The organism is Acidovorax sp. HMWF029, assembly GCF_003060895.1.
In the GTDB taxonomy this organism is placed as follows: Bacteria; Pseudomonadota; Gammaproteobacteria; order Burkholderiales; family Burkholderiaceae_C; genus Acidovorax.
Map to the genome: position 1 here is coordinate 16,008 of NZ_QAIH01000191.1, position 10,301 is coordinate 26,308.

Below are 10,301 nucleotides of genomic sequence, written 5' to 3' on the forward strand. Positions count from 1 at the left end.
CGCCAAACGGCATTTGCCCTTCGTCGTGCACGGTGGGGCCATTGACGTGGCAAATGCCCGACTCGATGCGCGCCGCCACGTTCCAGGCCTTGGCCACGTCGCGGCTGAACACGGCGGATGACAGGCCGAACTCGTTGTCGTTGGCGCAGGCAATGGCTTCCTCCACGCCGTTCACGCGCACCACAGGTTTGACGGGGCCGAAGGATTCTTCGCGGTAGATGTCCATCTCGGCCGTCACATGGTCGAGCACCGTGGCCTGCACCAGCGTGCTGTCGCTCTTGCCGCCGCAGACCAGCGTGGCGCCCTTGGCCAGCGCGTCGTCGATGAGCGCGTTGCAGCGGTGTACGGTGGCCATGTCCACCACCGAGCCGAGTACGACGGGGCCCTTGCGTGGGTCGCCCAGGGGCAGGGCCTTGGCGCGCTCGCCCAGCTTGGCTACGAACTCATCGGCCACGGCGTTGTCCACGATGATGCGTTCGGTGGACATGCAGATCTGGCCGGAGTTGGCGAACGCACCAAACACGGTGCCCGCCACTGCGGCGTCGATGTCTGCATCGTCCAGCACCAGCAGCGGCGCCTTGCCGCCCAGCTCCAGCACCACGGGCTTGAGGTACTTGGCGCAGGTCTGCGCAATGATGCGACCCACCTTGGTCGAGCCGGTAAAGTTGATGCGGCGCACGGCTGGGTGGGCCACGATGGCCTCGACCACGGCACCCGCGTCGGCGGGGGCGTTGGTCACAAAGTTCACCACACCGGCGGGCAAGCCGGCTTCCTGCAGTGCCTCGATGATGAGGCCGTGTGTGGCGGGGCACAGCTCCGATCCCTTGAGGATGACTGTGTTGCCGCAGGCCAGCGGCGTGGCGATGGCACGCACACCCAGGATGACGGGCGCGTTCCAAGGTGCAATGCCCAGCACCACGCCTGCCGCCTGGCGCACGCCCATGGCCAGGCTGCCGGGCACGTCGGAGGGGATCACTTCACCGGCGATTTGTGTGGTCAGCGCGGCGGCCTCCTGCAGCAGTCCTGCAGCCAGGTGCACGTTGAAGCCCGCCCACATGCCGGATGCTCCGGTTTCCGCCGCCATAGCCGCAGCGAAGTCGGCCGTGCGGGCTTCGAGTGCGTGTGCCGCCTTGAGCAGCAGCGCGCGGCGGGCGTTGGGGCCCAGGGCCGACCAAGCCGGGAAGGCCTTGGCGGCTGCGTCGGCGGCGGCTTTGGCGTCAGCCACGCTGGCGGCAGGGGCGGTGGTGGCGATGGAGCCGTCGAGCGGGTTGCGGCGCTCAAACGTGGCCCCGCCGGTGGCTTGCACACGCTCGCCGTTGATCAGCATGGAAATGGCAGACATGGAATCAATCTCCTGGATGGCAAAAAAGAAAATGGGAGCAATCGAAATGATGGGAGGCGATAGCGCCGCTCGGTTTTCGCGAAGACCTACGGCCCGCGAAACCGGCGGTGCCGAGGCCAGTGCCCCCGCGCAAGGGCCGCCCCGCCGCGCTGGGGGCGTTCCCCTCCCGAAGGAGAGGGGGAAGGCGCGAAGCGACTCAGGGGGTGCTTCATAGATTTCAGGCGACGCCGAGATAGGCCTGGCGCACCACATCGGAATGCAGCAGGTCGGATGCCTCGCCAGACGCCACGATGCGCCCGCGCTCCAGCACATAACCGCGCTGGGCCACTTGCAGCGCCTTGCGCACGTTCTGCTCGACCATCAGCACCGTCACGCCCTGCGCAGCAATGCGCTGCACGATGGCCAGCAGCTCATCGACCATGCGCGGCGCCAGGCCCAGCGAGGGCTCGTCCAGCATCAGCAGGCGCGGGCCACTCATCATGGCGCGGGCGACGGCCACCATTTGCTGTTCACCGCCGCTCATGGTGCCTGCGAGCTGGGTGGCGCGTTCCTTCAGGCGGGGAAAGTCTTCAAATGCCTGGGCCAGTCGCTCGGCACGGGTGCGTGATGGCACCAGCCAGCCGCCCAGCTCCAGGTTCTCGGTCACGGTCATTTGCGGGAACAGCTGGCGGCCCTCTGCCACCAGGGCCAGGCCGCGTTGCACGCAGGCCGTGGCGTTCATCGCGGGCACGGTCTGGCCGTCGAGTTGCACAGTGCCCTGGCGCGGCAGCAGCCCTGCCAGCGCCTTGAGCAGCGTGGTCTTGCCCGCGCCGTTGGGGCCGACGATCACGGTGATGCCGGGCGCAGCTTCGAGCGACAGGTCCTGCAGCACCTGAAAGCCGTGGTAGCCCGTGGTCAGGTTCTGCATGCTGAGGTGTGCGCCGCTCATGCCGTGGCTCCTTCGCTGGTGGCTGTCATTTCGTCACCCAGATAGGCCTCGATCACATGGGGGTCGCGCACCACCTCGGCGGGTGTGCCGTCGGCAATCTTGCGGCCCTGGTGTAGCACCAGCACGCGCTCTACATACTTGAGCAGCGTGGTCACCGCGTGCTCGATCCACACCACCGTCAGCCCCCAGTCGTCGCGCAAGCGGCGGATGCGCTGGGCCATGGCATCGACCTCGGATTCGGTGAGGCCCGCAGCCACTTCGTCGAGCAGCAGCAGGCGCGGGCGTGTGCCCAGCGCCATGCCGATCTCCAGCAGGCGCTGCTGTGACGGCGTCACGTCGGCGGCGGGGCGGTCGGCCAGGTGTGCCAGGCCCAGCATGGCCAGTATCTCGCCCTCGCTGCGCAGCCCCTCCGGCCCCTGGCGGTGGCGGCCTGCGAACTGCATGCCAAAGCGCACGTTGTCGCGCACCGTCATGTCGGGGAACACGCGCGGCGTCTGGAAGGTGCGCGCAATGCCATGGGCCGCATAGTGGTGCGGGCCCTTGCCAGTAAGGTTGTCGCTGCCGCTCACCAGCGTGCCGGATGTGGGCGGCTGCACGCCCGAGATGGCGTTGAAGAACGTGGTCTTGCCCGCGCCGTTGGGGCCGATGATGCCGATGAGTTCGCCTGTGTGCAGCGTGGCGCTCACGCCATCCACGGCAGTCAGGCCGCCAAAGCGCACGGTCACGCTGTCGATGGTCAAAAGGACTTCAGCCATGGTGCGCTCCTGCAGCAGGTTTGCGCCGCTGCCACAGTGTGGCCAGCCCGTTGGGCAGGTACATCACGCACAGAATCAGCAGCAGGCCCAGCACCATCATGTAGCCGTAGGGCAACTGCAGGCGCAGCGTTTCGGCCAGCAGGCTGAACACGATGGCTGCCAGGATGGGGCCGCCCAGGCTGGTGGCGCCGCCGATCAGTGCGATCAGCACGGTCTGAAAGCCGATGAAAGGGCTGAACACGGCGGCAGGCTCGATGTACGTCCAGCGCACGGCCATGGCAGCGCCCACGGCGCCTGCAAAGGCTGCGGTGATGCCAAAGCCCGCGATCTTGGCCAGGCGCGTGTCCACGCCCAGGGTTTGCGCACGCTGCTCGTCGGCACCGATGCCCGAGAGCGCCAGGCCAAAACGGCTGCGCTGGATGGCCATCGCCGTGGCGATGGCGCCCGCCGCAATCAGCAGCACCGTGAGGTACACCGTCTCGTTGCTGGGCACCACCGTGAGCACGCGGCCCACGGTGCCAGAGACCTGCTTTTCCACAAACGTGATGGCGTGGCGGATCAGCTCTGTCATGCCGAACGTGAGCACCGCAAAGTAGGTGCCGCGCAGGTGCAGCACCGCCGCGCCCATCACCATGGCCACGATGGTGGCAATCAGTGCGCCGCTCAGAATCACCAGGGGCCAGGGCAGCACGCCCAGCAGCATGGCGCTGGTATACGCACCCACCCCAAAGAAGGCTGAAGTGGCCAGCGACAGGTAGCGCGTGGCGCCGCAAAACAGCGACCAGCTGGTGGCCAGCGCGATGTACATCAAGCAGCTGAGCAGCACCGAGGCCATGAAATCGGACACCATCCACGGCAGGGTGGCGACCACCGCCACCCCCGCAGCCAGCGCCAGCCAGGGTCTGGAGGACGGGTTATTCATGAAGTGATCTTTTGTGTTTTGCATCGTGATGAGCGTTGAAATCTGGCGCGGCTCCGCTCAGTGCCACCGTGGAGCTGGCTCTGCCAGGCCACGGGTGGCGTCCCCCTCCCGAAGGAGAGGGGGAAGGCGCGAAGCGGCTCAGGGGGTGTCATTTCTTGAACAGTCCGTTGGGGCGCCAGATCAGCACGCCGATGAACACGGCGTAGCTCAGCAGCATCTTGAGAGAGGGGCTGCTGAAATGCATGCCTAGCGCCTCGACCACGCCCAGCAGCAGGCCCCCGGCCAGGCTGCCCGCCAGGCTGCCAAAGCCGCCCAGCGTGATGACGATGAGCGCGGTGACGGTGTAGGGCTCGCCCATCGACGGCGAAATCTCATACGTCATCGACAGCAGCGCCCCCGCCACACCCGACAGGCCCAGGCCAATGCCGAACATCATGGGGTGCAACCGCCGCGTGTTGATGCCCACCAGCTGCGCCCCCGTGGGCGACTGCATCAGCGCCCGCACGGCCTTGCCCAGCAGCGTGAGCTTGAGCAGTGCGATCAGTGCGGCCGACAGCGCCAGCGCCACGCCAAACAGCACCAGCTTGTTCTCGGTGAAGCGCATGCCCGCAATCTGCACCGGGTCGGCCAGGTATTCGTACCCGCGCAGGTCGCCGCCCCAGATGAGAAGGGCAGTGTTCTGCACCAGGAACATCAGGCCAAAGCCCACCATCAGGCTGCGCGCCTCGAACACGTCTACGTTCGGTGCGCGCGCCGCCAGGCGCTTGAAGCACAGTGCATGCACCACCACGCCCAGCGCAAACAGCGCGACGAAAGCCAGCGGCATCAGCAGCAGCGGCGAGATGCCCCACAGGGTGTGCGCCGTCCAGGTGAGGAAGGCGCCCAGCATCAAGAACTCGCCGTGCGAGATGTTCATGATGCGCATCAGCCCGTATTGCAGGTTCAGGCCCATGGCCACCAGCGCGTAGATGCCGCCGGTAATGAGGCCGCTGGCGACCAGTTCGGCCCAGGAGGTCAGGGACATTCCGGGTTACTTCCAGGCTGGCTTGTGGGTGTTGAGCTGCGCCGTGGCACGGTCTTTGGGCCACACGACTTCGAAGTCGTTGCCCTGCCACTGGCTTACGGTGCCAGGGATGGACGCGTTCTCGCTGCCCTGGAAGCGGATGCCGCCCAGAATGGTCTTGAACTCGTTCTTGGCGATGTGCTCGCGCAGTGCCTTGCGGTCCAGCCCCGCCTTTTCCACCGCCTGCTGCAGGATCTGCAGCGCGGCCCACGCGTGGCCGCTGGCCCAGCGGTCGGGTTCCTTGTTGAACTTCTTCACGTGGGCGTCGAAGTAGGCCTTGGCCTCGGGGCTGGTCTTCACGCTCCACGATCCCATGCCGATCACGCCCTCGGTGTTGGCCTGCATCACGTTCTTGTAGAGCTGGAAGGCCGTGCCCACCGAGGCGTAGAAGAACTTGGGGTTCAGCCCCACCTCGCGCGCCTGGCGGCTGGCCAGGATGGTGTCGGGCGGGTAGGTGATGCCGATGAAGGCGTCGGGGTTCTGGTCCTTGATGCCGCGCAGCACGGGTGCCAGGTCTTTTACGCCCAGGGGGTAGCTCTTGCGCTCCACCACCTGGATGCTGGTCTTCTTGAGCGCGTTGTTCAGCGCTGCGAAGTTCTCCAAGCCAAACAGGTCGTCCATGTAGACGATGGCAATGGTCTTGACGTTGTTGGCCACCAGCATGTCCACCAGCGCGCCCATCATCTTGTCGGGCTGCTGCAGCAGCGAGAAGAAGTAGGGCAGGTTCATGTCGATGAGCTTGCGCGACAGCGCCGTGGGCGCCAGCAGCGGGTAGCCGAAGCGGTTGGCCAGCGGCGCGATGGCGAAATTGGCACCCGAGCCCCAGGGCGGCAGGATCAGGTCCACCTTGTCGCTGCCCATGAGCTTTTCGTAGGTGCGCACGCAGGTTTCGGTCTCGCTGCGGTCGTCGTAGCCAATGAGTTCGATGGGGCGCTTGGTGCCCTTCACGTTCAGGCCGCCCGCTGCATTCACCTGTTCAGCCCACAGCAGGTAGTTGGGCTCCTGGCTGACCTGGGCACCGGCCGCCCAGGGGCCGGTGCGGGCAATGGCGTAGCCAATGCGCACGGGGGCTGCGTTGCTGGCTTGTGCCCACAGCTGGGGGGCTACGGCCAGGGTGCCGACCGTGGCGGCGGCGCCTTTGATCCACTGGCGCTTGGAGGGTTGGTGTGCTGTCATTGTGTGTCTCCTCGGATGGGGCCTGCGTGGTGCACGCCGTGCCGGGAATCGTAGGCAGACGCGTTCATGCGCGCTGCGCTCAGCGTGCACAAAGCGCTTGTCTCAGCGTGCAGTCGGCAGCGGGTTTACCCGGATTTCCCCGTGCGGCACGGGATACCTGTGCGTCCGATAATTCAGCGGCATAACGAAATCAATCGCGCAACTCCTTGGAGACACCATGGCCCACCCCCTGACCGAGGTATCCACCGACGCCGTGCCTGCGCGTGACCGCCTGCATCTTTGGGGTGATGCGGTGTGGCGCCTGATTGGCGGGCTGGAGTCCGACGCCTTTGGCGACGAGGCCTTTGCGGGCCACATCACCTCGGGCCAGGCGGGCTATGTGAACCTGTGTCAGCTGGACGTGAGCCGCCACCGCGTGGTGCGCACCCCGAGCCTCATCCGGGGCAGCGACCGGGCTTACATCAAGGTGGTGGCGCAGCTGGAGGGGCGCGCCTGCTTCGAGCAGAACGGGCGCCAGGTGTGGCTCTCGCCGGGCGAGTGGAGCGTGTACGACACCACCCGCGCCTATGCCGTGAGCAACCCCGAGGCCGTGCGGCAGATGGTGCTGATGATCCCCAAGGAGCAACTGCCCGAGCGCAAGCTCAAGCTCGACGACCTGATGGTGCAGCGCTTCTCGGGGACCACGGGCGTCTCGCGCCTGGCATGGGACACCATGCGCGCTGCGTTTGCCGAGCTGCCCACCATGTCCGACGCTGCTGCCGATGGCGTGGCCGATGTGATCACGCACCTGGTGCAGCTGTCGCTGCTGGAGCGCAACGGCCAGCAAAGCCTGTTGTCGCAGCGCGAGGCCCTGCGTGACCGCATCAGCCAGTACGTCGACAGGCACCTGGGCGACCCCGACCTCACCATCGACCGCATGGCCCAGGCGCTCAATTGCAGCAAGCGGCACCTGTACAACGCGGTTGCGGATGATGAGGAAACTCTGGCCGCCATGATCCAGCGCCGCCGGCTGGAGGCCTGCCTGCGCGACCTGCGCCACCCGGCGCATGCACAGCGTTCTGTGACCGACATTGCGATGTCCTGGGGTTTTGGCAACAGCGCCCATTTCAGCCGGGCGTTCCGCGCGCATGTGGGGTGCAGTCCCAGCGAGTATCGGCTGCAGGCTGCCCTGCCAGTGGGTTTGGCGCACGCGCACTGACTGCTGCACAGCGAGCACCTCGTCTGTCCGCTGGCGAACCAGTAGCCATGTTTGTTGTTGTGCAGGACATCCTGAGCGTGGCCCCAGTCGATGGTCACGGCTTTGTGCTGCATCAATTCTTTACCTGGGGTTGACCTTTTCGGTACGTTTTGACTTGAATGGCTGCTCACAATCGGGTTTTCCCTTGAGCGATGCCTTTCCATGAGTCCTATCCATCGGGTCACTGCAGATGTTTTGCGTACCCACCCCAGGTGTAGCGCACTGCGTGTGCAGGTGGCACTCACCCCACTGCTGGCACTGCTGGTCTCGGGTTGTGCAAGCCTGTCGCCCCCGGAAGGGCTTTTGCCGGTAGTGGCCGTGCCGCCTGCGTGGGCCGTATCCAGCGGCAATGCTGCTACCAGCGGTGCCGCAACGGCCTTGGCCCGGTGGTGGACGCGGTTCGATGACCCTCAGCTCACTGCGCTGGTCGAGCAATCGTTGAACGCGAACACCAGCGTGCGCACCGCTCAGGCGTCTCTGCAGCAAGCGCGCGCCCAGGTGGATTTGCAATCGGCCAGTCTGGCGCCGAGCGTGGGCGCATCGGGCTCGGCGCAGCGCAGTCGGGCGAACAGCAGCACCGGCAACACCTTCCAGGCAGGCTTTGATGCGAGCTGGGAGCCCGATGTGTTTGGCCGCCTGCGCAGCGGTGTGAATGCCAGCGAGGCCGACGCCCGCGCGGCCGAGGCCAGCCTGGCCGATGTGCAGGTGTCGCTGGCGGCTGAAGTCGCTGTCAACTACATCGAGCTGCGCGGTCTGCAGCAGCGCCTGGCCATTGCGCGCAGCAACCTGGCCAGCCAGCAGGAGACCTTGCAGATCACCCAGTGGCGCCTGCAGGCCGGGCTCACTACCTCGCTCGTCACCGAGCAGGCCCGTGCAGCGGCCGAGCAGACCGCCGCGCAGATCCCTTCGCTCGAAGCCAGCCTGGCGCAGTCGCGCTACAGCCTGGCCGTGCTGACAGGCCAGGTGCCTGGCGCGCTCGACGCCACCTTGGCCGCCAGTGCCCCCGTGCCGCAGCCCACGGCAGAGCTCGCCCTGGCGATCCCGGCCGAGACCTTGCGCCAGCGGCCCGATGTGCGTGTGGCCGAGCAGCGCATTGCAGCTGCTCTGGCGCGGGTGTCGCAGGCCGATGCGGCGCGCTACCCCAGCTTCTCCCTCGGCGGTTCGCTGGGCCTGCGCGCCCTCACGCTGGGGGGCTTGTCGGGGGGCGGTGCGGTAACCAGCGCCTTGCTGGGCAGCGTGTCCATCCCGCTGATGGATGGTGGCGCCGCCCGCGCCCAGGTGCGTGTGCAGTCTGCCGCACTGGAGCAGGCCCGCGTGGCCTACGAAGCCACCGTGCTCGCGGCCCTGCAGGATGTGGAGAACGCGCTGGTGGCCCTGCGCGGCGACCGCGAAAAGCTGGAGCGACTGACAGCTGCCGCAGACGCCGCCCGCAACGCCGCCCTGCTGGCGCAGCAGCGCTACAGCAGCGGATTGATCGACTTTCAGGCGGTGCTGGAGACGCAGCGCACGCTGCTGTCCACGCAAGAGAGCGTGGCCACCACCACTGCGGCCGTCGCGGCGGACCATGTGCGCCTGTACAAGGCGCTGGGCGGCGGCTGGGCGGTAGCCGAATGAACAGCTGACAAGCCCTTCCACACGCCCACTCCATGGCCTGCCAGCGCCCATTTTCTGATTCACGTCCCATGCCAAATACCGATACCTCCGCTTCTTCTGCACCCGCCAAAGCCGCCCCCTCCGACCTGAGCGCCTTGCTGGGGGCTGACCGTCCGCTCCGCTGGTGGCAGCGCACCACCGTGTGGCTGGGGGTGGCCGCGCTCGTGGTGGTGGGCGGTGGCTTGTACGCCTGGCAATCGCGCCAGAGCGCCAGCACTGCACCTACCTATGTCACCGAAGAGCTGCGCCGGGGCAATCTCACGCTCACCGTGTCGGCCAACGGCACGTTGCAGCCCACGCGCTCGGTCACCATTGGCAGCGAGCTGTCGGGCACGGTGCGCAAGGTGCTGGTGGACGTGAACGACAAGGTGAAGAAGGGGCAGCTGCTGGTGGAGCTGGACACCGCAAAACTCGAATCGCAGGTGCTGCGCTCGCGCGCCTCGCTGGCGTCGGCGCAGGCCCGCCTGGCCCAGGCCGTGGCCACCACCAAGGAGGCCATCGCCAATTTTGCCAGGCTCGAAGAAGTCGCCCGCCTGTCTGGCGGCAAGGTGCCCTCGGCCTCCGAGCTGGACGCAGGCCGCGCCACGCTCGACCGCGCCCGCGCCGACGAAACCAGCGCCCGCGCCACGGTCGAGGATGCACGCGCTGCGCTGTCCACCGACGAAACCAACCTGTCCAAGGCCTCCATCCGCTCGCCCATCGACGGCGTGGTGCTGACGCGCACGGTGGAGCCTGGCAACGCGGTGGCCGCATCGCTGCAAGCGGTGACGCTGTTCACCGTGGCCGAAGACCTCACGCGGCTGCGGCTGGATGTGAGTGTGGACGAGGCCGATGTGGGCTCGGTCAAGGTGGGGCAGAGCGCGAGCTTCACGGTCAGCGCCTACCCCTCGCGCCGCTACCCGGCCCAGGTCACGCGCGTGTCGTTTGGCTCCACCAAAACCGACAACGTGGTCACCTACATCACCTGGCTGGAGGTGAACAACAGCGACATGAGCCTGCGCCCCGGCATGACGGCCGCCGCTGCCATTACCTCCACCGAGCGCAAGGACGTGCTGCTGGTGCCCAACACGGCGCTGCGCTTCACACCCGCGCAGGCCGCAGGGGCCGATGCGAAGCCCGGGGCGGGTGGCGCCAAGCCCGGCGCGTCGGGCAGCGCCAGTGGTGGCGGCATCATGTCGCAGCTCATGCCGCGCATGCCCCGCTCGGGCTCGGGCCCGCGCAAGCC

9 protein-coding genes are annotated in these 10,301 nt (G+C 67.2%); 3 read left to right on the forward strand and 6 right to left on the reverse strand.

Annotation, left to right across the window (positions count from 1 at the left end):
* From DBR12_RS13260 to DBR12_RS13285, 6 genes are all read right to left on the reverse strand, one after another.
* The coding region (locus DBR12_RS13260; protein ID WP_108617691.1) for an aldehyde dehydrogenase family protein at positions 1 to 1,342 on the reverse strand (1,342 nt) is incomplete at its 3' end.
* A gap of 217 nt (positions 1,343 to 1,559) precedes the next feature.
* On the reverse strand, positions 1,560 to 2,270 hold the full coding sequence (locus DBR12_RS13265) for an ABC transporter ATP-binding protein (protein ID WP_108617679.1): 711 nt from the start codon (positions 2,268 to 2,270) through the stop codon (positions 1,560 to 1,562).
* Positions 2,267 to 3,025 carry an ABC transporter ATP-binding protein gene (locus tag DBR12_RS13270; RefSeq protein WP_108617680.1) on the reverse strand — a complete coding sequence of 253 codons (759 nt, stop codon included), beginning with the start codon at positions 3,023 to 3,025 and terminating at the stop codon, positions 2,267 to 2,269. The genes DBR12_RS13265 and DBR12_RS13270 overlap by 4 nt, the downstream gene beginning before the upstream one ends.
* Positions 3,018 to 3,947 (reverse strand): branched-chain amino acid ABC transporter permease, encoded by a 930-nt coding sequence (locus tag DBR12_RS13275; protein ID WP_108617692.1) that lies wholly within the window; start codon positions 3,945 to 3,947, stop codon positions 3,018 to 3,020. The genes DBR12_RS13270 and DBR12_RS13275 overlap by 8 nt, the downstream gene beginning before the upstream one ends.
* Positions 3,948 to 4,095: 148 nt before the next feature.
* The gene (locus DBR12_RS13280; RefSeq protein ID WP_108617681.1) at positions 4,096 to 4,971 is read right to left on the reverse strand and encodes a branched-chain amino acid ABC transporter permease; all 876 of its coding nucleotides are present in this window, start codon (positions 4,969 to 4,971) and stop codon (positions 4,096 to 4,098) included.
* 6 nt (positions 4,972 to 4,977) lie between these two features.
* A complete protein-coding gene (locus DBR12_RS13285) occupies positions 4,978 to 6,186 on the reverse strand; it encodes an amino acid ABC transporter substrate-binding protein (RefSeq protein ID WP_108617682.1) in 1,209 nt (402 codons plus the stop codon).
* Positions 6,187 to 6,403: 217 nt separating this feature from the next.
* Between DBR12_RS13285 and DBR12_RS13290 the strand changes: the two genes are divergently transcribed.
* The 3 genes from DBR12_RS13290 to DBR12_RS22365 all read left to right on the forward strand — a co-directional run.
* Positions 6,404 to 7,384: a helix-turn-helix domain-containing protein gene (locus DBR12_RS13290; protein WP_108617683.1), complete on the forward strand. Its 981-nt coding sequence runs from the start codon at positions 6,404 to 6,406 to the stop codon at positions 7,382 to 7,384.
* Between the two features lie 201 nt (positions 7,385 to 7,585).
* Positions 7,586 to 9,037 (forward strand): efflux transporter outer membrane subunit, encoded by a 1,452-nt coding sequence (locus DBR12_RS13295; RefSeq protein ID WP_233244459.1) that lies wholly within the window; start codon positions 7,586 to 7,588, stop codon positions 9,035 to 9,037.
* Between the two features lie 68 nt (positions 9,038 to 9,105).
* Positions 9,106 to 10,301: efflux RND transporter periplasmic adaptor subunit (locus DBR12_RS22365; RefSeq protein ID WP_233244464.1), on the forward strand; the 1,196-nt coding region annotated here is incomplete at its 3' end.